This is a genomic window from Serratia sp. GW822-FHT06E05, from assembly GCF_058799445.1.
Window position 1 is genome coordinate 446,774 of sequence record NZ_JBXALM010000001.1, and the last position, 23,450, is coordinate 470,223.

The 23,450-nt window shown below is 56.9% G+C and carries 17 protein-coding genes; 5 read left to right on the forward strand and 12 right to left on the reverse strand.

Features of this window, described 5'->3' with window-relative positions:
* Positions 1-25 precede the first annotated feature (25 nt).
* Positions 26-946 carry a LysR family transcriptional regulator gene (locus tag AC1RKC_RS01990; protein ID WP_046373611.1) on the forward strand — a complete coding sequence of 307 codons (921 nt, stop codon included), beginning with the start codon at positions 26-28 and terminating at the stop codon, positions 944-946.
* On the opposite strand, the gene licT is transcribed toward AC1RKC_RS01990, so the two are convergent.
* From licT to AC1RKC_RS02005, 3 genes are read right to left on the reverse strand one after another with little or no spacing between them, the layout of a single operon-like run.
* The gene (licT, locus tag AC1RKC_RS01995) at positions 943-1,782 is read right to left on the reverse strand and encodes a BglG family transcription antiterminator LicT (protein WP_048759048.1); all 840 of its coding nucleotides are present in this window, start codon (positions 1,780-1,782) and stop codon (positions 943-945) included. The genes AC1RKC_RS01990 and licT overlap by 4 nt on opposite strands.
* A 26-nt stretch (positions 1,783-1,808) precedes the next feature.
* On the reverse strand, positions 1,809-3,221 hold the full coding sequence (locus AC1RKC_RS02000) for a glycoside hydrolase family 1 protein (protein ID WP_493092187.1): 1,413 nt from the start codon (positions 3,219-3,221) through the stop codon (positions 1,809-1,811).
* Positions 3,218-5,083: a beta-glucoside-specific PTS transporter subunit IIABC gene (locus tag AC1RKC_RS02005; RefSeq protein ID WP_493092186.1), complete on the reverse strand. Its 1,866-nt coding sequence runs from the start codon at positions 5,081-5,083 to the stop codon at positions 3,218-3,220. The genes AC1RKC_RS02000 and AC1RKC_RS02005 overlap by 4 nt, the downstream gene beginning before the upstream one ends.
* A gap of 600 nt (positions 5,084-5,683) precedes the next feature.
* On the opposite strand from AC1RKC_RS02005, the gene AC1RKC_RS02010 reads away from it, so the two are divergent.
* The gene (locus tag AC1RKC_RS02010) at positions 5,684-6,853 is read left to right on the forward strand and encodes a cupin domain-containing protein (RefSeq protein WP_048759053.1); all 1,170 of its coding nucleotides are present in this window, start codon (positions 5,684-5,686) and stop codon (positions 6,851-6,853) included.
* A gap of 35 nt (positions 6,854-6,888) precedes the next feature.
* Here AC1RKC_RS02010 and AC1RKC_RS02015 read toward each other — a convergent pair whose 3' ends face one another.
* Genes AC1RKC_RS02015 through AC1RKC_RS02025 form a run of 3 tightly spaced genes read right to left on the reverse strand, consistent with a single transcriptional unit; the run spans position 6,889 to position 10,885 of the window.
* Positions 6,889-8,193: a c-type cytochrome gene (locus AC1RKC_RS02015; protein ID WP_493092185.1), complete on the reverse strand. Its 1,305-nt coding sequence runs from the start codon at positions 8,191-8,193 to the stop codon at positions 6,889-6,891.
* A gap of 11 nt (positions 8,194-8,204) precedes the next feature.
* Positions 8,205-8,663 carry a (2Fe-2S)-binding protein gene (locus AC1RKC_RS02020; protein ID WP_020826797.1) on the reverse strand — a complete coding sequence of 153 codons (459 nt, stop codon included), beginning with the start codon at positions 8,661-8,663 and terminating at the stop codon, positions 8,205-8,207.
* 14 nt (positions 8,664-8,677) lie between these two features.
* Entirely contained in the window at positions 8,678-10,885 is a 2,208-nt protein-coding gene (locus tag AC1RKC_RS02025; RefSeq protein ID WP_493092184.1) for a xanthine dehydrogenase family protein molybdopterin-binding subunit, read from the reverse strand.
* Positions 10,886-11,109: 224 nt separating this feature from the next.
* On the opposite strand from AC1RKC_RS02025, the gene AC1RKC_RS02030 reads away from it, so the two are divergent.
* Together AC1RKC_RS02030 and hpxO are read left to right on the forward strand one after the other, a co-directional pair.
* On the forward strand, positions 11,110-11,619 hold the full coding sequence (locus tag AC1RKC_RS02030) for a DUF1003 domain-containing protein (RefSeq protein WP_187962840.1): 510 nt from the start codon (positions 11,110-11,112) through the stop codon (positions 11,617-11,619).
* Between the two features lie 160 nt (positions 11,620-11,779).
* The gene (hpxO, locus tag AC1RKC_RS02035) at positions 11,780-12,937 is read left to right on the forward strand and encodes an FAD-dependent urate hydroxylase HpxO (RefSeq protein ID WP_493092183.1); all 1,158 of its coding nucleotides are present in this window, start codon (positions 11,780-11,782) and stop codon (positions 12,935-12,937) included.
* Positions 12,938-12,969: 32 nt separating this feature from the next.
* Here hpxO and AC1RKC_RS02040 read toward each other — a convergent pair whose 3' ends face one another.
* The 3 genes from AC1RKC_RS02040 to AC1RKC_RS02050 form a co-directional block, all read right to left on the reverse strand.
* Positions 12,970-15,105, reverse strand: coding sequence for a peptidase domain-containing ABC transporter (locus tag AC1RKC_RS02040; protein ID WP_493092182.1), 2,136 nt, complete (start codon positions 15,103-15,105; stop codon positions 12,970-12,972).
* 2 nt (positions 15,106-15,107) lie between these two features.
* Positions 15,108-16,376, reverse strand: coding sequence for an HlyD family secretion protein (locus tag AC1RKC_RS02045; protein ID WP_234530215.1), 1,269 nt, complete (start codon positions 16,374-16,376; stop codon positions 15,108-15,110).
* Positions 16,377-16,840: 464 nt separating this feature from the next.
* Entirely contained in the window at positions 16,841-17,587 is a 747-nt protein-coding gene (locus tag AC1RKC_RS02050; RefSeq protein ID WP_493092181.1) for a sulfite exporter TauE/SafE family protein, read from the reverse strand.
* A gap of 111 nt (positions 17,588-17,698) precedes the next feature.
* Between AC1RKC_RS02050 and AC1RKC_RS02055 the strand changes: the two genes are divergently transcribed.
* Positions 17,699-18,580: a LysR family transcriptional regulator gene (locus tag AC1RKC_RS02055; protein WP_046373621.1), complete on the forward strand. Its 882-nt coding sequence runs from the start codon at positions 17,699-17,701 to the stop codon at positions 18,578-18,580.
* 19 nt (positions 18,581-18,599) lie between these two features.
* Here the strand turns inward: AC1RKC_RS02055 and AC1RKC_RS02060 are convergent, their stop codons facing one another.
* From AC1RKC_RS02060 to AC1RKC_RS02070, 3 genes are all read right to left on the reverse strand, one after another.
* Positions 18,600-22,175, reverse strand: coding sequence for a molybdopterin cofactor-binding domain-containing protein (locus AC1RKC_RS02060; protein ID WP_493092180.1), 3,576 nt, complete (start codon positions 22,173-22,175; stop codon positions 18,600-18,602).
* A complete protein-coding gene (locus tag AC1RKC_RS02065) occupies positions 22,168-22,710 on the reverse strand; it encodes a (2Fe-2S)-binding protein (protein ID WP_116690529.1) in 543 nt (180 codons plus the stop codon). The genes AC1RKC_RS02060 and AC1RKC_RS02065 overlap by 8 nt, the downstream gene beginning before the upstream one ends.
* Positions 22,711-22,913: 203 nt before the next feature.
* Positions 22,914-23,387, reverse strand: a complete 474-nt coding sequence (locus AC1RKC_RS02070) for a MarR family winged helix-turn-helix transcriptional regulator (RefSeq protein WP_046373624.1) — start codon at positions 23,385-23,387, stop codon at positions 22,914-22,916.
* Positions 23,388-23,450 lie beyond the last annotated feature (63 nt).

Sequence of the window (23,450 nt, forward strand, 5' to 3'; positions counted from 1 at the left end):
TAAGCAACAAGGATACCTTCAAGGTATGTCAATGATCGAACTTCGCCGCCTGCGGGCTTTCGTTACCGTGGTGGAAGAAGGCAACATCACCCGCGCCGCCGAACGACTGTTTATACAACAACCGCCGTTGACCCGCCTGTTACAGGGGCTGGAAGAGGAATTGGGGGTAAAACTGCTGCAGCGCCTGCCCCGTGGCGTACGCGTTACCGAAGCCGGCAGCGTGTTGTTCAATGAAGCGCGGGCGCTACTGACGCGGGCAGAGCATCTGACCGAAGCGGTGCACCGCGCCGCGCGGGGTGAACAAGGGCATATCGCTATCGGCTTCACCAGCTCCGCCGCCTTGCATCCCTTCGTGCCCAATCTGCTGCGCCGCTACCGTGAGATCCTGCCTGGCATTACCACTCAGTTGGAAGAAGCAGGCAGCGGCGAACTGTTGGATGCCTTGGTGGATGAGCGGCTCGACGTGGCCTTTGTCCGCTCGCCGGTGGGCGGTATTCCCGGTTTGACAATTGAGCCGGTGCTGCGCGAACCGATGCTGATCGCCCTGCCCATCGGTCACCCGCTGGCCACCCATGACGACCAGCCGCTACCGCTGACTGCGTTAACCCAGGAGGCCTTTATTCTTTATCGTCGCCCGGCGGGCCAGGGCTTGTATGATGCGATTCTGGCGGCCTGCCACGGTGCCGGGTTCAGCCCACGCGTTATTCAGGAAGCCCCGCGCCTGCCCGCAACCCTTAGCCTGGTAGGTGCCGGTCTGGGGTTGTCGATCGTACCGGCCTCCATGCGGCGGTTGGGTGGGGACGGCATCGTTTACCGAACCATTGCCGAACAGGCCCAGCTCAGCGCGCCGCTTTATCTGGCGCTGCGCAGCAACCGGACGTCGGCCATCATCCAACGCTTTCGCGATCTGGTGGCCGAAGCCGTCAGCGAGCAGTCGCCCGGCTAATCAGACCGGTCGGCGATACGCGTCAGATGGATCACCAGATACAGCAGTTCATCGTTCGACATCTCCATCTGCAGCAGATTCTTCACGTAGTCGCGGATCAGCAGTGCGCCGCGATAGGCATGCGGATACTCCCTGGTCACCTGCGCAAAGATAAAGTCGTCTTTCGACGCCATTTGCTGCCCCTCGATCATTCGCTGAATAAAAAACTGCATATGCACCAAAAAACGCGAGTAGTTGAGCGAGTCAGTGTCGATAGTGATGCGAAAATGGTATTTGATGATATTGAAAATGTCTTTCAGCATCTTCACCGACAGCAGCGTGTGCTCCATGTTCTGCACGTCGGTTTGACCATTAACCAGATGAAAAGCGATATTGCCCGCCTCTTCTTCCGGCAGCGCAATGTTCAACCGCCGGTTGATGTGTGCCAGTGCCTGGCTCGCCACTGCGAACTCCTGCGGGTAAAAGCGCTTCACCTCGAACAACAGGCGATTTTGGATTGCGATACCCTTGTGATAGCGCTCAATGGCGAAACTGATGTGGTCCGCCAGGGTGAAGAAAATCTGCTCGTTAATTCGCCCGTTAAGCTGCCGGTTAGCCTCCGCCAGGATCATCTGCACAATCTCGATGTGCTCTTCCGGCGTGGTTTCAATCAGCCGCAGGTAATCGCGACCCTTTTGACTGTTCTGCACCACATACACTTTCTCTATCGCGGCCGGGTCGAGAACGTCACCCACTTTGCTGTTAAAGCCAATACCCTTGCCCATCACGATAGCTTCATTGTTATCGTCATCCGCCGATAGCACCAGGCTATTATTGAGTACCTTAATGACTTTCATCGTCGCGGCCACACCCTCTGTTTTTATTATCGTTGCCGGCCATTGGAGATAATCAGCCGTTGGTACCAGTCAAAACTGCGCTTTTTGATCCGCCGCAGATCCTTCAGATCCTGCTCACCCCGGTTTACATAGATAAACCCATAGCGCTTGGCATAGCCCTGATGGGTGCTGACCACGTCTATTGCCGCCCAGGGGCAATAGCCGATCAGTTCGACGCCGTCGTTGATGGCCAACTGCATCTGTTCGACGTGTTGTCGCATAAACTCGATGCGGTAATCGTCGTTGATTGTATCATCGGCCTGTAGCTGGTCCGGGGCGCCAATGCCGTTTTCAGTAATTAATATCGGTAAATGGTAACGTTCCGCGGTTTTACGTAGCGTCAGCCGCAATCCGACAGGATCGATCACCCAGCCGTAGCGGGTTTTACCGACGAACGGGTTCTCCGCCGCGCGATATACGCCCGGTTCCCCCAGCATGATTTGCTGATCGCCGGCTCGCGCGCTGATGTCCGACGCATCGCCTCGGCTGGCGGCAATGGTGGCGGTCGAGTAATAATTTATCGCCACGAAGTCCGGTTTGCCCTGCAGCAACAGCGCCGCATCACCGGGTTCCATCCGTGGCGCCAATTGACGATCCAGCAGGTAACGCCAGGCCAGCGGGTTATAACGACCCTGCACGGCCACGTCGAGGAAGCTCCAGCAACGCAGCGTTTCCCAGTTATGGGCGGCGATGGCATCCAGCGGATTGCAGGTTTCCTGATACATCGAGGTGGTATTTATCGCCGGGCCGATCTTCCCGGCCGGGCAGCGCTGATGATACAACGCCATCACCCTGGCCTGAGCCACCAACATATGGTGGCTTTGCTGATACAGCACTCGCCTGGATGGCAGTTCACCGCCCTTCGGCGTGCCAATGGCGCCCGGATGCAGGATCATGGTGTTCTGCTCGTTGATGGTCAGCCAATACTTTACCCGGTCACCGAATGCGTCAAACAACACTTCGGCATAATCGACAAAGGCATCGATGGTGGCGCGGTTCGACCAACCGCCCTGTTGCTCAAGCACATAAGGCAGATCGAAGTGATAGAGCGTTACCACAGGCTCTATGCCATGGCTCAGCAGTTCATCAATCAACTGGCGATAAAAATCCAGCCCTGCGGCGTTGACCTCATCGGTCCCCTGCGGCAGCACTCGCGTCCAGGCAATCGAGAAACGGTAGGCCTTTAACCCCAGTTCGGCAAACAGCTGCACATCCTCTCGGAAGCGGTGATAGTGATCGCTGGCGACCTTAAAATCAGCGGTTTCTGCCGGGTGATCAAGCATATCCACAATCGATGGACTTTTGCCGTCTTCGTTCCAGGCCCCCTCCACCTGATAGGCAGAGGTGGAAGCCCCCCACAGAAAATCTGCGGGGAAATCGTTCAGTCGTTGGTAAATCATGCCTGCTCCTGCTGCGCATTATTAAGGGTGATGATGGGCTGCCCAAAATCCACTGCCCCCGGTTGGCGGCAATTCAACTCAGGAAAAGCTTCGCTGTTAACCACCAGCACCGGTGTGGTGATGTCGTAACCCAGCCCGACGATCGCCGCCAGATCAAAGCGCACCAGTTCATCTCCCACCTGGACGCGGTCGCCCACTTTAAGCTCGGAAGTGAAATGCTGTCCCGCCAGATTGACCGTATCAATGCCGATATGCACCAGCAGCTCGACGTCGTTGTCACCTTTGATACCGACCGCATGCATGGATGGCAGGAACGTCACTACTTCCCCCGTCAGCGGTGCGCGCAACACGCCTTCCTGCGGCCGTATTGCGACACCCTGACCCAATAGCCCCTGTGAGAACACGTCGTCGTTAACCTGCGCCAATGCCACCAGTTGACCGTTGAGCGGACTGAAAATTTGCTGTTCGTCGCCACTGACGGCCTCCGAGCCCCCAGATCCCGTTTCTTCAACCGGATCGTCGAACCCCAGCATCCAGGTCAGTGCAAAAGTCACCACAATGGCAATGGCGCAGGTGATCAGCGCATGGACAATGTTCATTGGGTTTTCGCCGATAAACGCCGGCAGCGCCGCTAATCCGGGAGAAACGAAGGCATAGCGCACCAGCCCACTCAGCCCGGCGTAAATACCGGCACAGCCGCCGCCGATCATTGCTGCAATCAGCGGTTTGCGCAGTTTGAGCGTCACGCCGTACAACGAAGGCTCGGTGATACCCAGCAGCGCGGTGAAACCCGCAGAGGACGCCAGCTGGCGCAGATTTTTGTTTTTGGTGCGAAAAGCCACGCACAGCGTCGCAGCGCCCTGTGCAATGTTGGAAGCCAACATGCCTGGGCCGTTAATCATTTCGAAACCATTTTTACTCAGTTGACCGGTAGCAATCGGCGTCATTGCCCAGGCCGTACCGGTGATCACCAGAAACGGCTGGAGGCCGCCCATCAGCATCGGGATCAGCCAACTGGCTTTACCGTCGACGATAGCGGCACCGGCGGCCACCAGATCGTTGAGGAAAATACCGAACGGCCCTACCACCACCAACGCCAACGGGGCGGTCACCAACAGGATAATCATAGGTTTGGTGAAGAACTTGATCATCGTCGGCGACACTTTCTCGGCAAACCGTTCGATATAGGACATTAACCAGACGGTGAAAATGATCGGCAACACCGAGCCGGCGTAATCCGCCAGGCGCACCGGTATGCCGACGAAATCAATCACCGTGCCCGCCGCCAGCATCTGCGCCAAATTGGGGTGCAGCAACGCGCCGGCAATGGTCATTGCCAGGATCGGGTTACATTCGAATTTGATTGCCGCGCCATAAGCCAGCAGCACCGGCAGGAAGAAAAAGGCCGCATCGGCGATGGTGTCCAGCAGATGGTAGGTCGGGCTGGCGGCATCTATCACTCCGGTCAGTTTGAGGATCGCCAGCAGCGCCTTAATCATCCCCGCACCGGTGATAGCCGGGATCACCGGGGTGAAAGTGGTTGAAATAACGCTGATAATCTGTGAAATCACCCCGCCCCGCGCCTGGGAATTTTTCTCACTCTGACGGCCACTGAGATCGCCGATTTCTTTTTGCATCGCACGGAAGGTTTGCTGCACGTTGTTGCCGACCACGATCTGAAACTGGCCACCACGCTCCACCACGCTGATCACCCCAGGCAAGGACTCGATCGCTTTCGCTTGTACCTTGCTGTCATCGTTAAACTCCATCCGCAGACGGGTGGCACAGTGCGTCAGTTTGCTGACGTTGTCCTTGCCCCCGACCTGCAGCAAAATTTCCAGGCCCAACTGTTTGTAATCCATCGAATATCCCCGGTAAAAAAGCAAAAAAAAAAGACCAAAATCAAAATGCGCCTCATCACAAGGAGAGGTGCATTCCTATTTTGGTCTTGCCTGCCTGAGCAGTAACACGCCGTAATAAAAATGTCTGGCGATCGCTAAGATCGCGGCGAAAGTATCGTCATAGTTGCCATTTTTCGGCAATAGTCTTAGTTACGCTTTGTGATTCACATCACTCTTTACCGAAAACGCACTTCAACTTAGCCCGCCGTACCCTGCCATGCCTTTTTTACTGATGCCCATTTACTCAACCGCATAAAATAGCACCTGAACACATTATCCACTTTAATTAAACTCACTTTGTTTACCCTTTATTTAATAATGGAATACATTTATTTGATACCGGTAGATAACTATTTTAAAGCGGATTTAAAAATCACAGCCGCACTCAATTAGTAACATAAATTAATATATTATTCGCGGCATCCAATTTTTGACTCACTATGCTTTAACCGTTGCCGAATGCTTCCATTTCAGCAATAAACCGCCTGCACACAATAAAACCAAAGAATAAACCCAGTCAGCCGTATTCGCTGTGGGCCACTTTTATTTGGAGAAAGCCCTATGTTATCGCGTCGAGATATATTGAAAGTTTCCGCAGTCAGCGCCGCAGCCGCCGGCGTTATGGGCGGCATGATTAAATCCGCCAGTGCCGATGAACATCGAAATATAGTTCCCCCCAGCAATTTCCAACCCGCTGCCGATGCGAAAAATCTGTATAAATACGTCTTTAGCCACAGTAAAAAACGCAGTTTACCCAACGGCTGGGCCAGGGAGGCTACCGTCGAACAATTCCCGATTTCAGAGGGGGTTGCCGGAGTGGATATGACGCTGGAGCCGGGTGGCGTACGTGAACTGCACTGGCACGCCATCGCTGCCGAATGGGCATTTATGCTGGAGGGGCATGCCCGCATTACCATCATTGATCCTGAAGGAAAATGTGAGGTGGCAGATTTCGGCCCCGGCGACGTCTGGTATTTCCCCAAGGGTTACGGCCACTCGATTCAGGCGTTGGCAGACGGCGCACATTTTGTTCTGACCTTTGATAATGGTCACTTTTCCGAGTTCGGCACCTTCAGCATTACCGACTGGGTAGCCCACATGCCCAAAGAAGTGTTGGAAAAAAGCGTGAATATGCCGGCGGCGGTATTTTCCAAGGCAAAACAAGGTGAGGCTTATATTGTCGGCGGTGCCATTCCGCCCGCACTGCCCTTACCAGCCCACGACGGCGGTTTAAATAATGCACCTTTGGCTCATCGCTATGAATTAATGAAGCAAAAGCCTTTCTTCGAAAATGATGCCGGCAGCGTGCACTTGGTCTCTTCAAAAGAATTCCCTATTTCCACTACCATGACCGGCATTATAGAAATCGTTAAGCCTGGGGCGGTGCGGGAATTACACTGGCATCCCAATGCCAATGAGTGGCAATACTATATTTCCGGCAAGGGGCGCATGACGGTGTTCAGTTCGCACGGCCATGTGCAGACTGAAGAATATTCTCCTACCGACGTTGGCTATGTTCCACAGGGTTTTGGTCACTATATCGAAAATATGGGGGATGACGATCTTAAGGTATTAATCGTGTTGGATAATGGCATCTATCAGGACATTTCGCTGTCTGACTGGTTGGCGAAAACTCCAGCCTACCTGTTAGCGGATAACTTCAATAACGAGGTTGCCGATTGGCTGGATCGCCCCAAAGACAAACTGGTAATGTCCCGGCGCAGAAAATGACAGGTAGCGAGGGGGGCAGCCCCCCTCGCCGCCTCTTACTGTTTGCGTTGTTCAGCGACTTGTTTGGCCGTTACCTTGCCCTGTTTTTCGCCAAATTGGCCGACAACATAATTGGCAACCGCCGCCACTTCCTGGTCCGAGTATTGAGCACCGAAGTCCGGCATGAATTCATGCTGTTCGCCGATGCTGATGCGCGTCCCCTTCAGGATCGCCTGCACCACGCTGCGGCCCTGCGGATCGTTAACCGCCGTGCTGCCGACCAAGGAAGCATATTTGCTCTGGCGTCCCGTTCCGTTCCACTGGTGGCAACCGCTGCAGTCTCCGGCGAACAGTCGGCGTCCCAACGAGTCTTCCTGCCCACCCGGCAATATCGCGCTGGACGACGTTGCCCCCTTCGGCTGCAGATTGACCGCGCTGGCACTGTCCGTGGCGATAGGCTCGATATTGCGCAGGTATTTCACCAGCGCCTGATTATCCTCCGGCGTCAGATACTGCAGGCTGTTTTCCACCGCCTCTGCCATCGGACCGGCTGCGCTGCTGCGCCCTTCCGCGTGACCGGTCGCCAGATACTGCGACAGCTGTTGTTCGCTCCAGGCACCGATACCGGTCTGCGGATCGGGAGTAATGTTGGCCGCAAACCACCCCTGGATCACCTCACCGCTGAGGTTTTTACTCTGATTAATGCCAAAGCCCAAATTGCGCGGCGTGTGGCATTCGCTGCAGTGTCCCAGTGCGGTGGCCAGATATGCGCCTCGGTTCCATTGCTCATCCTGATTCAGGTTCGGCTCGAAGCGTTTTTCGTTGAAGAACGCCAGGTTCCAAAACTTCATGCCCCAGCGCTGGTTAAACGGGAACGACAGCCCATTTTCCGGATTGGCCTGCTTCACCGGCGGCAGGCTGAACAGATACTCTTTGATCGCCAACACGTCGTCACGGCTCATGGCCGTGTATGAGGTGTACGGCATTGCCGGGTAAAGATTACCCTGCGGCCCAACGCCTTCACGCACCGCACGCACAAACTGATCGTCACTCCAATTACCGATACCGGTGTCGGGATCGGCGGTTATATTGGTGCCGTAAATGGTGCCGAAAGGCAGTTTAAAGGCAAAACCGCCGGCGAAAGGTTTACCGCCGGGCGCAGTGTGGCAGGCCACGCAGTCCGCAGCCCGCGCCAGATATTCGCCACGGGCCAATTTATCGCTGATCCCGGCAGGGGCACCGGCGATCGGCGCAGCAGGTTCCGGGCCGACCGGCCGCAGCAGCGTATAGATCGCATAACCGCCGGCCAGCACCACGATTGCCACGATCAACCAAAATAGCCATCTCAGGGCGTTGCTCATGAGTTTCTCCCTTAATCCAACGCCTTGGCGGCCTGGTGGATGGCAGCGCGAATGCGCACATAGGTGGCGCAGCGACAGACGTTGCCGCTCATTGCCGCATCGATATCCGCATCGCTCGGATTTTTACTCTGGGCCAGCAGTGCACTGGCACTCATGATCTGACCGGACTGGCAGTAGCCGCATTGCACTACGTCCAGATTGACCCAGGCCGCCTGCACCGCTTTGCCCGCCGGCGTTTCGCCGATCGCTTCAATGGTGGTGATTTTCTTGCCTTCGGCGGCAGAGACCGGCGTCATGCAAGAACGCACCGGCACCCCATCCAGGTGGACGGTACAGGCCCCGCACATCGCGATGCCGCAGCCGAATTTGGTGCCGGTCAATCCGGCCTCATCACGCAAGAACCACAGCAGCGGCATATGGGGATCGCCATCAAACGTCAGCGGTTGGTCGTTTACAGTTAAAGTTATCATGCTGTTCTCCTTGCTCAGACGCTGGCGTCACGGTTGGGACGGTGTAAAGGCAGGCTAAGTGAACTGCGAGGTCTCCCGAGCAGTGCCAGTGCATTGCCGACGGCCGGAGCGATGGTCGGCACCCCCAACTCGCCAACGCCGGTAGGCGCTTCGCTTGAAGGTACGATAATCACCTCTATCTCCGGCATTTCGTCGATGCGCAGCGGACGGAAATTATTGAAGTTGGACTGCTCAACCACCCCGTCTTTCAGCGTAATGTTGCCGTACAGCGCAATACTCAGGCCATAACCTATGCCGCCCTCAATCTGCGCGCGGATCACATCCGGATTGACCGCCACACCGCAATCCACCGCGCACCACACCTTGTGCACGCGCGGAATGCCGCCTTCGCCGATAGACACCTCGGCTATCTGCGCCACCCGAGTATTAAACGCCTTGGCGACGCCTACGCCGCGTGCTCGTCCATCCACCACCTTCGCGCCCTGCCAGTTGGCGGCTTTGGCCACCGCCCGCAGCACGCCGGCCTCACGCGGCGCATCACCCATCAATGCCAGACGCCCCTCGACCGGATCCTGCCCGGTCTCCTGCAACAACTGGTCAATAAAACTTTCGACGGCGTGACCGGTATGAGTACTGGCGACCGATCTTAATGAGGTGGTCGGCACTTTACCCGCGACGATATGCGCGTCGCAGAGGAAGTTTTCGAAGGTGTACGGCACTTCGCTGGCACCTTCGACCATCATCTGGTCGAGACCGTTAACCACCAGCGCCGTCATCGCGCTGTTAAGCGTCCAGGAATGACCAACGACGGTATCGCTCCAGCCCACGACTTTACCGTCGCGGATCGCCCCTCTCATCCGGTGGAGGATCATCGGACGATACCAGCCGTTGCGAATATCATCCTCTCGCGTCCACACCACTTTGACCCCGTGACCGGGACCAATAGCTTTGGCCGCCGCGGCCATGTCCGCCGCCAGGTCAGGCCCGAGCTTCGGGTTGCCCAGATCGATGCGGCGGCCAAAGCTGCCGCCGGCCAAAATGGTGTCGATTTGCACTTTTTCCGGCGGTAGCTGGAACAGATCGCACAGCTGTTTATGGTCGAGGGTTTGGATTTGGCAGCCGTACCGTGCCTTGACGCTCTCGCCATCCCAAAACAGATAGCCATCCAACGGCTCCATCGGCGCATGGGCAACATAGGGGAAGGTATATTCCGCTTCGATCACCTTATCCGCCTTATCGAAAATCTCGCCCGGCTTGCCCTGGCTTTTCGCCACTACGCCGGGCTTTTGCGCCAACTGACGGAATTCGGCAAATATCTGCTCGGTGTCGCGCCGCTCTGCCTGCGAGTCGTCCCACTCCACCTGTAATTTTTCACGGCCCTGGATAGCCGCCCAGGTATTTTTGGCATATACCGCCACGCCGGTATCGGTCTGTTTCACATCCACCACGCCGGGCACCTTCAGCGCCCGGCTGGCGTCGAACGAGGCCACCTTGCCGCCAAAACGCGGCGGTTTTTTAATGGTAACGGTCAGCATATCCGGCTCATGAATATCCTGAGTGAACTGCGCCGAACCGTTGGTCTTCGCCAACGAGTCTACGCGGTGCAAGCCACTGACCTTACCGATCAGGGTGAAATGGCTCGGATCCTTCAGGGTCAGGCTGGCGGGATCGGGTGGTGGCAACTGGCTGGCCAGCGCCGCAAACTCACCGAACCCTGCTTCGCGACCACTGGCGGCATGGCGGATCTTGCCCGCCTGCACGGTGATTTCTTCCGCTGAGGTTTTCCAACTTTGGGCAGCGGCCTGAACCAGCATGGCGCGCGCCATCGCGCCCATGCGACGCATCTGCTCGTAGGCGTTGGCCACCGAGCTGGAGCCGCCGGTGCCCTGAAAACCGAACGCCAGATTCTTATAGACATTGGTATCCACCGGAGCGGCAACCACCCGCACCTGCGACCAGTCGGCATCCAGCTCTTCAGCGACCAGCGTTGCCATGCCGGTATAAACGCCCTGGCCCACTTCGGTGTGTTTACTGAGGACGGTGACAATGCCATTTTCGTCGATCTGCACGAAAGCATTGGCTTCATAAGCGGTGTTTTCTGGCGCCGTGGTCGTCGTTGTACGCGCCAGTGCGCCGGTTGACGGCAGATAGGCGCCGATCACCAATGCACTGGCGCCAACGATAAACCGCCGCCGGGTAAGCGGGACTTGAGGTAGTTTCATTGCTCATCGCTCCAAAATGCCGATCAACCTTAATCAATGCGGCGACATCGTTCTTTTTATCTGCGCCGTCTGCCTGCACTGACGCGACGGGCTAATAGTTAGCGTAGTCTATTATTTTGTCTGTTTAACATTTCATCAGGATTTTCCGTTACGGATTCGTGCTGTGCATTGAGCCGCTATTGCAACCCCTATGCTATAAATTAGACCTTTGTTTCATGACACTAATGAGTGTAAAAGCCATGCCGCAGACCCATAAAAAGTTCCGTTTCTATCGTCCGTTGAAAAGCTTCACCCACACCTTTGGTGACGAATGGTTTGCGCTAAAAGCCGAAGCCTTCGCCCGTTTTTTCGGCACGCCAACCTTTCTGGTCGGCCAAACGGTGGTGGTCGCCGTCTGGATCTACCTTAACCTGGCGGGTTTCGCCAAATTTGACCCCTATCCCTTTATACTGCTGAATTTGGCGTTCAGCCTGCAGGCTGCTTATGCCGCCCCGCTGATTCTGCTGGCCCAAACTCGCCAGGCCGAACGCGATCAGGCACATGCCTTGACCGACGCTCAGCACCGCGAAGATTTGGATGAAGCCATGGCCCAACGCCAAACCCTCGCCGCGCAGCAATCTGAACAGTTACTGGAACTACTGAAGCAGAACACCGAATTAACCAACTTGACGAAACAAATGGCTGAACGCATCGAAAGTCTGGCCATCCAGTTGGCTAATCGCGATCGTGCCTGAGACAGGATCTAGTCGTGAAAATATGCCCCGTCGCAGACCAGTGATTGCACCAAATTGCATCATAACGCTCCTGATAGCGCTCTGACCGCGTTGCCCGCTGAGCATACGCAGGCTGGTACGGAAATTGCTTCTCCCCATCGTGGCTATGGAGGAGAAAAACATGAAAGCAATCATCATTGGCGGCGGTATTGGTGGGCTGTGTAGCGCCATCGCATTGCAGCGTTGCGGTATCGAAACCGAGGTTTTTGAAGCGGTCAAAGCGATCAAACCGGTTGGCGCGGCAATCTCGATCTGGCCTAACGGCGTCAAATGCCTCAACTATCTGGGGATGAAAGAACAACTGCGGGCGCTCGGGGGCCCGATGCATTTCATGGCCTATCAGGAATACCTGCACGGACAAACGCTGACGCGTTTTAGTCTGGATCCGTTAATCACCAGCGTCGGCGAACGCCCTTACCCGGTAGCGCGTGCCGAGCTGCAGGCCATGTTGCTGGACACCTACGGCCGCGACCAGGTGCGCTTCGGCAAACGGGTTAGCGGTATTGAAGAAACCCCGCAGGGCGTTACCGCCTGGTTTGAAGACGGCAGTCAGGCCAGCGGGGATTTTCTGATCGCCGCCGACGGCACCCATTCTGCTATTCGCCCTTATGTGCTGGGCCATGGCGTGGAGCGGCGCTATGCCGGATACGTCAACTGGAACGGGCTGGTCACCATTGATGAGTCCATCGCGCCGGCCGACCAGTGGACCACCTTTGTCGGCGAAGGTAAGCGCGTGTCGCTGATGCCGGTCTCCGGCAACCGCTTCTACTTTTTCTTCGACGTTCCCTTGCCGATCGGGCTGGCGGAAGACCGCAGCACCGCGCGAGCCGACCTGCAACGTTACTTTGCCGGCTGGGCCGAACCGGTACAGAAACTGATTGCCGCAATTGATGCGGAAAGCGTCAACCGCATTGAGATCCACGATATCGAACCTTTCGAGCAATTGGTGCGGGGCCGCGTAGCCTTACTCGGCGATGCCGGGCACAGCACCACTCCGGACATCGGTCAGGGCGGCTGCGCGGCAATGGAGGACGCGGTGGTGCTGGCGATTGCCTTGCAGACCAATTCACTGGGTATTGAAGATGCGCTGCTGCGCTATCAGGAAAAACGCAGCTATCGGGTGAAAGATTTGGTGCTGAAGGCACGTAAGCGCTGTGATGTCACACACGGCAAAGAGATGGACGTCACCCGCAGTTGGTACGAGGAGCTGAAAACCGAAACCGGTGAACGCATTCTTTCAGGCATGAAAGAAACGATTCTGGGTGGGCCGCTGGCCTGATCCGCCCCCTCTTCGAGTCGAAGAGGGTTGATTCACCCTTTGCGCCGGTGAAGACGCCCGGCCGCCAGTTCGACGACCCGATCCGCCGAGGCGATGGTTTCCGGGCGATGGGCAATCAGTAAAATCGGCAGGCCAAGCTGGCGCAGGGTATGGCTAATCAGCATTTCATTATTCACGTCCAAATGGCTGGTCGCCTCATCCAGGATCAACAGTCGTGGTTTTTTGTAAAGTGCCCGCGCCAACAACAAGCGCTGTTTTTGCCCGGCAGACAGGGTGCCTCCCATTTCACCGATTAACGTCTGGTAGCCCATCGGCAGGTTATCGATATCCTGATCCAACTGCGCCAGCCGCGCGCATTCAACGAGCTTGTCCTGATCAACCCGTGGCGTGAAAAATGACAGATTCTCGGCGATAGAACCGCGAAACAGCTGATCCTCCTGCAAGACTACGCCGATATGCTGACGTACCTGCGAATAATCCCCCTGTCGATGCTCAATGCCCAGCGTACGTATCATGCCGGCCGTGGGCGAATACAGCCCCAACACCAGTTTGGCCAATGTGGTTTTGCCGCTGCCGGACGCCCCCACCAGCGCCACTACCTCACCGGGCATAATGTCCAGCGAGACCTGCGACAGGATTTCAGATTCGGTGCCGGCATAGTGAAAACTGACCTGCTCCAAACTCAGCGCCGGCCGATCTTGGGGCCAGGCGCTGGCGGACAATAACAGCGTTGAGTTGCCCGCCGCCTGCGCCGCTGCGTCTTCACGCGCCGTCAACACGATATCCGCCAGCCGTTGGTTGTAAACATCCAGCATTTTGTAGGCAACGGCCTTGTCGATCAGGCCGCTGATACTGGCGGAAAACCGGCCCTGAAAAGACATGTAGGCCACCAGCATGCCGACTGAAAACTGCCCGGCCAACACCGCCCCGGCCCCCAGCCACAGCACCGCCGCCCCAACCAGGCTGCCAATGACGGTTTGCATAATGCCGTAAACCATCATCAGCTTGCTTTCGCGCAGTTCAGCATTGCGCCGTGCGACATTGAGGTTACGCCAAACCGTTTCCCGTGGCGTAAGCGCCCCGTTGACCCGCAGGCTCAGTACGCCGCGCAGGCTTTCAAGAAAATGACTGGATTCCTGGGTGCCGGCAACCCAGGAGTCATCCGCCGCTTTACGCAACGTACTGAACCAAAACAGGCGCAGCAGCCCATACACCATCGCGGCGGCCAAAGCGACCAGGGTTAACTTCACGCTGTAGAAAAACATCATGGTTAAGGTACCAAGGACCAAAAGCACATCCAAAAAGGCTTCAAGCAACGTGGTGGTGAGGGTGTCCTGAATGGTGTCGACGGCATCAAATTTCGCGCTGATATCGCCCATGTTGCGCGATTCAAACCAGTTGATAGGCAGCCGCAACAGGTGGTGAAAAACATTCGCCGTCCACTGCATATTGAAGTTGACCGCCATGGTGAGCGTCGCCCACTGGCGGGCCAGCTCCAGCAGCGTCTGGGTGGCGGCCATCAGCAGCATGGCAATGACGATCAACGTCAATAAGCTGGCGTCCAACGCCACCAGCACCTCATCAATCACCAGTTGGTTGATTAATGGGCCGATCAACGCAAACACTTCCAGCGCCAGCGCGAAACAGAAGATCCGGGCCAAGGCCGCCTTCAGCCCCTGAGTTTTACCGATCAGCTCCCTCAGGCGGATCTTTTTTATCTGATCTTTGACGACAAACTGATGGGTTGGCGTCAATTCCATCGCCACGCCGGTAAAGTGACGATTTGCCTCCTGCAGACTCATTTTAACCAGGCCCCGCGCAGGATCATGCAACTCCAGAGTTTGCCCTCGCACCCGCTTGAGCACGGTAAAATGATTCATGTCCCAGTACAAAATGCAGGGCAGCGACAACAGGTGTAGCTCTTCAAGCTCCAGCTGCACTGCTCGGCCGCTCAGGTGCAGCCGTTCGGCGCAGGCAATCAGCTGCGAGAAGGTCATGCCGAGCTGAGAAACTTTAAACTGCGCACGCAGCGTAGGCAGATCTATGCGATGCCCATACCAACCGGCAATCATCGCCAGGCACGCCACGCCGCATTCTGCGGACTCCGTTTGGCGTATCAACGGTAGGCGCTTTCGCCAGCTCCAGTTGAGCCCTTCTGTAACGTCCATGTTTATATCCTTCCTTGCAGACTCCATAACGGCTCCAGCAGCCACTCGTACAGGCGGCGGCGATCCAACTCCACGTCTGCGGACACGGTCATCCCGACGCGCAATGGTTCCTGGCGCCCATAGGCGGTAATGGTGGTTTTCTCCAGCGCAACGATGACGCGGTAATGCCCTTCGTTTTCCTTCCAGGTCATCGGATTTTGCTGCATGACGTCATTGGCGCTCAGGCTGGCATCGGTGATGGCGCGGGTGGCGCCATACTGCACGCCAAACTTTTCATAGGGAAAGGAGGCAAAGCGCAACCCGACCCGTTGGTGAGGTTTGATAAAGCCCACCGCTTTGCTGGGCGCAAAGAGTTCAACCTGCAGCTCGGCACCGTCAGCGACCATCATCAGCAAAGGATCGTTTTGCTTGACCGTCTGCCCCGCCCGGGCCAGCACTACTACGACATGCCCGTCTACCGGCGCAGTGAGCGTGTGGTCACGCTGGGCAACCAGTTCTATTTCCTGTTGCCTGATGCCCTGCAACTGGCGTTCAAGTTCGGCGTCACGCCCTTGTTGATGTTGCGCCAGCGTCCGCAGTTCCGAGGCCGCCGCGGCAAGCTCACGCTTTAACCGCAACTGCGCCTGACGCTGCATTTCTACTTTTTCCCGCGCCGTCGACAACGTCATTTTCTGCTGCTGAAACTCAAGTTCGGAAACGTAACCTTTGCCTATCAGCTTGTGGTAGCGCGCCATCAGCGAATGCGATAATTCCGCCTGTTGCTTTACCTCCACCATTGCCGCCTCTGCGCTGGCCAGTTCATCCTGAAGTTGCGTCATGCGCTGGCGCACACCGGTTTGCTGTAAAATCCGAGTGGCCAGTTCTTGTGCGCGTTGGCGCTCCAGCATGTGATATTGCCGTTTTAACGAGTCGGAAACCGACGCCAGCGTCGCGATACCTTGACCATTGAAATATTCGCCGCTGAGCCGATAAAGTGCCTGGCCGGCTTTGACGGTCGCCCCCTCCGTCACTAAACGTTCGGTAACCTGTCCGGCGCTGCGGGCAACCACCTTGATCAAACCGCTGGATGGCATCACCACACCGTCCAAACGCGCTTTACGGGTATATTCACCCAAGATCAGAAATAGCCCGATAGCCAACACCAGCAAGATGCTGGCCCAGGCATAGGCGGTCAGACTGAGGCTGGCAGGAATAATTACCTCACCCTCCGCTTTATTGACCTGCGCAGCGAAATAACCCTCACGATAAATCTGGAGAGAACGTTCTGACATGGGGGTTACACCTTTATCGGGATTTTGGAACGATAATTATCTTACTGACCGCGACGCTTCCATTTGCGGACTCACCCTCGCGCTGAATTATATAATTTTTTCATCAATGTCATTACCCCTGGCGGCAATGAAAAACAAATCATCCATTTAGCCATTGCATCAGGGTTACTGTTCCTGATCAGGCTGCCCTATTGGCTAATGCCCACAATAAAAACAGATTATGGGATAGCGTAACGGCAAAAAGCACAATAATAAAAGCTGTCGAAATTGTTTTCGCCCGCCCTCTTTTAAGAACGTAAGGAAGATATAGATATAAATACACGTCGCCGCCATGTCAATATATAAAACCATTTCTGTCGATAGAACCAAGTGAACTAAATAGAATGAATTACACGGAACATTTAATTTAACCGCTAATACAACCCAATTACTTCGCAACTGCGTGAAATATTATTTACTCGCATTTAACTAATGCCATTCCACACTATTTCAATTCCCAAAACTAACAGACCGATAAAAAAACAGCGACGAAATACCGCAGGGCGACAATGCTGGCGCAGCACACTCCCCAACCACATCCCCACCAGCGCAGGAAGCAATGCCAATAATGAGGTGCCTAGCAACGCGCCCGGCAATGCATGTTGCCACGCCAGGCCAGCGGCTAATGCCAACGTCGAAACGGTGAATGACAGCCCCAACGCCTGCACCAGATCGTCACGCGCCAATCCCAATGCATTTAAATAAGGAACCGCCGGGATCACGAATACCCCGGTAGCACCGGTAATCAGCCCGGTAAGTACACCGCATAGAGGGCCCAACCTGCGTTCAGCCCTGGGTGAAAGCCGCCACTGAAAACGGCTAAAACCCAACAGCGCGTAAACGACCAAACAGACCCCCAACGCTATCGGTGCCAACCGGTTTTGACCGGTGGTCAAGGTGCCCGTGGTCAGCATTGTGCCCATGGCGACACAGGCCATCATCGGCCACAACCTGCGGCAAAGTGCACGGACGTCCGGCCCGGTGAACAACTGCCAGAAGTTGGTCACCAGCGACGGCACCAGCAACAGCGCCGCAGCCTGTGCCGGAGACATCAGCAGGCTGAGTAACCCCATAGACACCGTCGGCAGCCCCAGGCCAATCACTCCCTTTACCGTGCCCGCCAGCATAAAGATGCCCAGCAGGGCTAAAATTTCAGGTAGCGTCAACGTCATAGGTCTATCCTTCCTCATTATCCCTTGGTGCATGGATTGTCCGCAGCCCTTGCCTGCCGCACAATGCGGCAATCACTGAGCCAGCCTGAGGCAAATACGTAGGAGAAGCCGATGCATTTCGATTTTACCGACCTGCGGCTGTTTATCGCCGTGGCAGAGGCGGGCAGCATCACCGCCGGGGCCGATCGTGCCTGCCTGTCGCTGGCATCGGCCAGTGCCCGCATTCGCGGATTGGAGCAACAGGCTGGTATTCAGCTTTTGGCCCGCGGCGCGCGGGGAGTACAAACCACTCAGGCCGGTGAACGCCTGTTGGGCCATGCTCGTCTGTTGTTACAGCAAAGCGAACGGCTACGGGGGGATATGGCAGAGTTTTCCCCGGGCAACGCCTGCCATTTGCGTATTCTGGCCAATACCGTCGCCGCCAGCGCTTTTCTTCCGGAGTTGCTGGCCGACTATCTGCTGCTTAACCCACAGACGGACATTGCGTTGGAAGAGTTGCCCAGCACGGCGATCAGCCAGTCGATCCTCGATCAAACTGCGGATATCGGCATTGTCGCCAACCACGCCGACCTGCGCGGGCTGGAAAGCTACCCGTTCCGCCAGGATCGCCTGGTGCTGGCGCTACCGGTCGATCATCCGTTAGCCGGGCGCGCCAACGTCAGCTTTAGCGAAACGCTGGCATATGACTTTATTGGCTTAAGCGACGACAGCGCGCTGCAGCAACATTTGGCGCAACACGCCCTACGCAACGGCGGCCCAATGCGCTTACGCGCCCGGGCAGGAAGCTTTGAAGTGGTGTGTCGGATGGTGACGCGTGGTGCCGGTATCGCCGTGGTACCGGAGGAGATCGCCCGGCAATGGCCGGGCATGCAAGTCAGAATTCTTGTGCTGGACGATACCTGGGCCACACGCCAGCTGTCTATCGTAGTGCGTCAGTTGGCCCAGTTACCGCTACCGGCGCAGCGGCTTATTGCTTTCCTGCAACCGCAATAGCACCGTTTTTTAACGACAGTTAATGGCTGCCCGGATTGGCACGTAGCCTGGCAACCTGCGTTTCGACATCGCGCCATGCCGGTTTGTCCCCGGCATAATGCTGCCGTAGATAATTCACCAGATCAGCCACTTGACGATCGGAAAAACTGTCTTTGAATCCAGGCATAAAGCCCAAATCAGCGGTAGCCGGTTTGGAAATTCCCTGCAAAATCACATTAATCAGGTTATCCGGCCGCTCGCTGAATATATTGGTGTTGTTCGCCAAGTCCGGGCTGACGCCAAACAGCTGCGGCCCGCCGCTGGCGGCGCTGTGACAGGCTTGGCAGGCGCCCTGAAACAGACGTTCTCCGCCCAATTGCCCTACGGCGGTCGAAAGAGTGGTAGCCGGTTTAGCCTGCGGTTCCAGGTTCAATCCGGTCGGGTTGCTCAATGAAATCAGGTAATTGGCCATCGCTCGAACGTCGGTTTCCGGCAGTGTGGCCAGTTCGCCGACCACCGGCCCCATCGGGCCGGCCGCGACGCCGTGCTCGGCAGAATGACCGCTACGCAAATACTGGAATAGCTGCTCTTCGGTCCAGGATTTGTCCGCATTGGCCAATTGGTTTAATGCCGGCGCTTCCCAGCCATCCACCATCGCCCCCGCCAAAAAGTTGCTGCCGCCCTTTTCAGCGCCCATTAGATTGCGCGGGGAATGGCAGGCGGCACAATGGCCCAACCCGTTAACCAGGTAAGCGCCACGGTTCCACTGCGCGCTTTGCGCGGGATTTGACTGAAATTCGCCCTGGCGGAGAAACAGCGCATTCCAGCCGGCCATTAACGGGCGCATATTGAACGGAAAACGCATCTGATTAGCCGGGGTACTTTGCAGCACCGCCGGTTGCGACATCATATAGGCATACAGCGCTTGCATGTCACCCTCGGTCATCTTACTGAACGCCGTATAGGGAAATGCCGGATACAAATGCCTGCCATCGCGGCTGATGCCCTGACGCATCGCCCGGTCGAACGCGGTAAACGACCAGTTGCCGATACCGGTTTCCACATCTGGGGTGATATTGGTGCTGTACAGGGTTCCAAACGGAGTTTCCATCGCCCGCCCCCCGGCATTGGTTAGCCCTTCTGAGGCGGTATGGCATACCGCGCAATCCCCGGCGGCGGCCAACTGACGCCCCCTTTCCAGGGTCGCGGCAGACCAGGTACCTGAGCCAGGGGTAGCCACCGGCGCAATTTCGGCACGCCATGGCAGTGCCGTCGTCGCAACACCCAGCGCGGCGCCTAAAATCCCGGCCACGCCACCAAACCACCATTTACTGCGTTTGGTTTTGACTGGCTGCGTTGACGGCTGCCGCTGACTATCCGGACCGTTCAACGCCTCGCGCAGTCGATCAGAGGTGATCGGCAACTCGCGAAACCGAATACCGGTGGCATCAAACACCGCATTGGCGATGGCTGCCGCGCTGGGCACCGAGGCAGACTCACCGGCCCCCAATGGCGGATCGTAAGGGCGTGGCATCATCACGACATCCACCTCTGGCACCTCCGGGAAAGTCAGGATCGGGTAAGCCCCCCACTCTTTGCTGGAGATCGTGGATTCTTCGAAGGTCACTCGCTCTTTTAGCACCCGGCTGGTCGACTGGATAACGTTGCCGTGGATCTGGTGACGTACGCCGTCCGGATTGACCATCATGCCGGCGTCGTGCCCGACCACAATCCGCGTGACCGCCACTTCGCCGCTGACTTTGTCGATAGCAACGTCGGCGACCCAGGCGGCCCACGCGGCACCGAAACCGGGAAACTTACTGTGAATATAACGCGCATAGGCAAAGCCTCGTCCACGCAGTACGCCGTCTTCCGCCGGGGTTTGCATAGGTTCGGTATGCGGCGTCCAGCCGGCACGTTCGGCGGTACTGCGCATCAGTTCGGTGGCACGTTGATCCTTGATATAACGCAGCCGATATTCAAGCGGATCGACGCCGGCGGCGATAGCCAGTTCGTCAATATAGGACTCGTGCGCGAAGGTATTCGGCAGTGCCGATACGCCCCGCATCCAGGAAGCGCGGACAATCGGTGCCATATCCTCAATGCTGACGCGCAACGCCGGATATTCATAGGGCGGTACCGAAGTGCGATCCCCCATCTCATAAGCCACCGGCACCGGCTCCACCCTTCCGGTCAGCAACAGCGCCAGAGTGGGTGCACCGTTGGAAGGATAATAGGTGCGAAAATCATAGGCGACCGGATCACCGGCGGCGTCCAACCCACCGTCAACCTCCATCAGTTGCGCAGTGCCCTTCGGTTCCCACAGATGTTCCTGCTCACGGGTTAGCTGCACCCGTACCGGACGGCCTACCGCTCGCGACAGCAGCGCCGCATCCGCACAGACATCATCGGCGCAGTTACGACCATAACAGCCGGCGGCCTCCATGCGGATGATATCAATCTGATTTTCCGGGTACTCCAGCAGCCAGGCGAGATCGGCGCGCAACAAGTGCGGGTTCTGGCTACCCGACCACACCCGCAGTTGCTGTGGTTGGTAATCTGCCAATGCGCAGGACGGGCCAATCGACGCATGCAGTTGATATGGCCAAAGATAACTGCGGGTAAAGCGTCGGTCGGCGGCAGCCAACGCTGTATCCACGTTGCCGGTATCATGCACCACCCGCGTCGAATGGGGATTATCGCGCAGCGCCTGAGCCACATCGGTCATCTGCGGCAGGTTACGCCGCCAGTCTTTCCAGCTCACCTGCAGCGCCTGTGCCGCCTTGATCGCCTGCTCCTCGCGCTCGGCAACAATGCCGATAAAGTCTTCTATCACCACCAGCTTGACGATGCCGGGAATATGGGCAATCGATCGTTCGTCCACCGCCAGCAGGCTGGTGCCGACAAACTCACCGCTGTCGTAGCCCGCATACGGCGGTCGCACCACCCGCCCGTGTAACATGTTCGGCAACCGCATATCGTGCACATAGGTGGATTCGCCTGTGGCCTTGGCCGGGATATCGACACGTGCGGTGCTGGTCCCCACCAAACGGTACTCGGCCTGCGGCTTAAGCGGCGCATCACCGCTGATCGTTAATGCAATATGTACACCAGCCACCAGTTCGCCATAGCTCAGCCTTTGCCCGTCAGGGCTAACAACGATGCCGTCGTCCAGCGTCAGTTGCTCTACTCTGAAGTCAAAACGTTGTGCCGCCTGCTGCAGCAACCAGCGGCGCGCTTCGGCGGCGGCATTACGCAGGGGTACCGCCGAAATCTGCAGGGTGGCACTGGCGATAGTCGCCCCCTGATTCGGCGTGCTCTCAGTGTCGCCCAGCACCATGCGCACCTGATCCATGCGCAGGTAGAGCTCTTCGGCGACAATCTGACCTAATGCGGTGCGCACGCCAGTGCCCAGATCGACATGGCCGTTGAAGGCATAAACCTCACCGCTGTCGCAAATGGCAATAAACAACCCTTGTTCTTTGGGTTTCAGGCTCGGCGTCTGACCTTTCGGTACCAGCCCTGGCGGCGGTTGGATCTGATCGACAATCAGCAATGTGCCCTGGCGCTGCAATAGCTCCGCCTGACTCGGCAATGAGGAATGGGTATCAGTCATGGGACGAGGTTTCCTCGTTGCGATACAGAGTGATAGCGCGCTGAACCGCACGCAGGATTTCGATATGGGTGCCGCAACGACACAGATTGCCGGACAGTGCCTGACGGATTTCTCTGTCACTGGGCGAGGGATTTCGATCCAACAGGGCTTTGGTGGTCATGATCATGCCGTTCAGGCAATAACCGCACTGCGCCGCCTGTTCTTCAATAAAAGCGCGCTGCACCGGATGCAGATGTTGGCGATCGCCCAGCCCTTCCAGCGTGGTGACCTCACGGCCGGTCACACCCAGAGCCGGGATCACGCAGGAGCGTGCGGCAATGCCGTCAACCAATACGGTGCATGCGCCGCACTCTCCGAGGCCGCAGCCGTACTTTGGGCCATTGAGCGCCAAATCGTTGCGTAACACCAATAACAGAGGCGTATCCGCCATCACCCAGGTATGAATATTTTCGCCATTTACCGACAGCATCAATGGGTGCTCCGTCAGCGTTTTTACCGCGCCTTCCCTGGGCGATTGCACTTCAGATATCGCCATTCTCGCGTCTCCGCCTGCGCTCTGGTGATACCCGTCATCTTTCACGCCGCTGCGTCGTTGCCGCACTTGCCCATCCCAGTTACTGACTTGAGAGTGGGCAAGCTGCCAGCCTGGCTGCAATTTGAAAGCTATAGGGTATGAATTGTGGGCCGTGACCTCGCCGCCACCGCACTCACCAGACAACAGCAGTTGCGCGGGGCGAATCAGCCGGGTGGCTGGTCTTCCAGCATTTTATTGAGCAGGAACATCAGTGCTATACGCTCGGCCGGATTGAGCGTGCCGAAGGTTAATTCTGTGATCTTCGCCGCATGCGGCACCGTTTCCCTCAACAGATCGGCACCGGTATCAGTCAGCCCGACCACCACTTTGCGCCGGTCGACAGGATCCGGCATAACGGTGATCAGCTCACGCGCTTTGAGGCGCTCGACAATGCCGCGAATGGTGGCTTGATCGACTGCCGTCACCTGCACCAGCTCAGTTAGCGAACTCGGGCCCATGTCACGCACCGCGCACAGGGTAATAAACTGCACCGCGGTCAGCTGCGAATCGCCAACGTTCTGCTGAAAGATGGCCACATGGCGCTGGTAAACCTTACGAAGCAGGTGCCCGACTTGTTCAGTAAAATGATAATTTTCGGTCTTGCCGTTTTCTGCAGCCGGGTATTCGGGGGGCGTCATTGCGTTACTCTCACCATCTATGGAAACCACCGAGAATAGTACAAACCCCCGCGTTTAGCAGCA

Excerpts from the sequence above, each read along its gene's own strand:
- AC1RKC_RS01990 (WP_046373611.1), top strand. The coding sequence starts at position 26 with ATGTCAATGATCGAACTTCGCCGCCTGCGGGCTTTCGTTACCGTGGTG.
- licT (WP_048759048.1), bottom strand. The coding sequence starts at position 1,782 with ATGAAAGTCATTAAGGTACTCAATAATAGCCTGGTGCTATCGGCGGAT.
- AC1RKC_RS02000 (WP_493092187.1), bottom strand. The coding sequence starts at position 3,221 with ATGATTTACCAACGACTGAACGATTTCCCCGCAGATTTTCTGTGGGGG.
- AC1RKC_RS02005 (WP_493092186.1), bottom strand. The coding sequence starts at position 5,083 with ATGGATTACAAACAGTTGGGCCTGGAAATTTTGCTGCAGGTCGGGGGC.
- AC1RKC_RS02010 (WP_048759053.1), top strand. The coding sequence starts at position 5,684 with ATGTTATCGCGTCGAGATATATTGAAAGTTTCCGCAGTCAGCGCCGCA.
- AC1RKC_RS02015 (WP_493092185.1), bottom strand. The coding sequence starts at position 8,193 with ATGAGCAACGCCCTGAGATGGCTATTTTGGTTGATCGTGGCAATCGTG.
- AC1RKC_RS02020 (WP_020826797.1), bottom strand. The coding sequence starts at position 8,663 with ATGATAACTTTAACTGTAAACGACCAACCGCTGACGTTTGATGGCGAT.
- AC1RKC_RS02025 (WP_493092184.1), bottom strand. The coding sequence starts at position 10,885 with ATGAAACTACCTCAAGTCCCGCTTACCCGGCGGCGGTTTATCGTTGGC.
- AC1RKC_RS02030 (WP_187962840.1), top strand. The coding sequence starts at position 11,110 with ATGAGTGTAAAAGCCATGCCGCAGACCCATAAAAAGTTCCGTTTCTAT.
- hpxO (WP_493092183.1), top strand. The coding sequence starts at position 11,780 with ATGAAAGCAATCATCATTGGCGGCGGTATTGGTGGGCTGTGTAGCGCC.
- AC1RKC_RS02040 (WP_493092182.1), bottom strand. The coding sequence starts at position 15,105 with ATGGACGTTACAGAAGGGCTCAACTGGAGCTGGCGAAAGCGCCTACCG.
- AC1RKC_RS02045 (WP_234530215.1), bottom strand. The coding sequence starts at position 16,376 with ATGTCAGAACGTTCTCTCCAGATTTATCGTGAGGGTTATTTCGCTGCG.
- AC1RKC_RS02050 (WP_493092181.1), bottom strand. The coding sequence starts at position 17,587 with ATGACGTTGACGCTACCTGAAATTTTAGCCCTGCTGGGCATCTTTATG.
- AC1RKC_RS02055 (WP_046373621.1), top strand. The coding sequence starts at position 17,699 with ATGCATTTCGATTTTACCGACCTGCGGCTGTTTATCGCCGTGGCAGAG.
- AC1RKC_RS02060 (WP_493092180.1), bottom strand. The coding sequence starts at position 22,175 with ATGACTGATACCCATTCCTCATTGCCGAGTCAGGCGGAGCTATTGCAG.
- AC1RKC_RS02065 (WP_116690529.1), bottom strand. The coding sequence starts at position 22,710 with ATGGCGATATCTGAAGTGCAATCGCCCAGGGAAGGCGCGGTAAAAACG.
- AC1RKC_RS02070 (WP_046373624.1), bottom strand. The coding sequence starts at position 23,387 with ATGACGCCCCCCGAATACCCGGCTGCAGAAAACGGCAAGACCGAAAAT.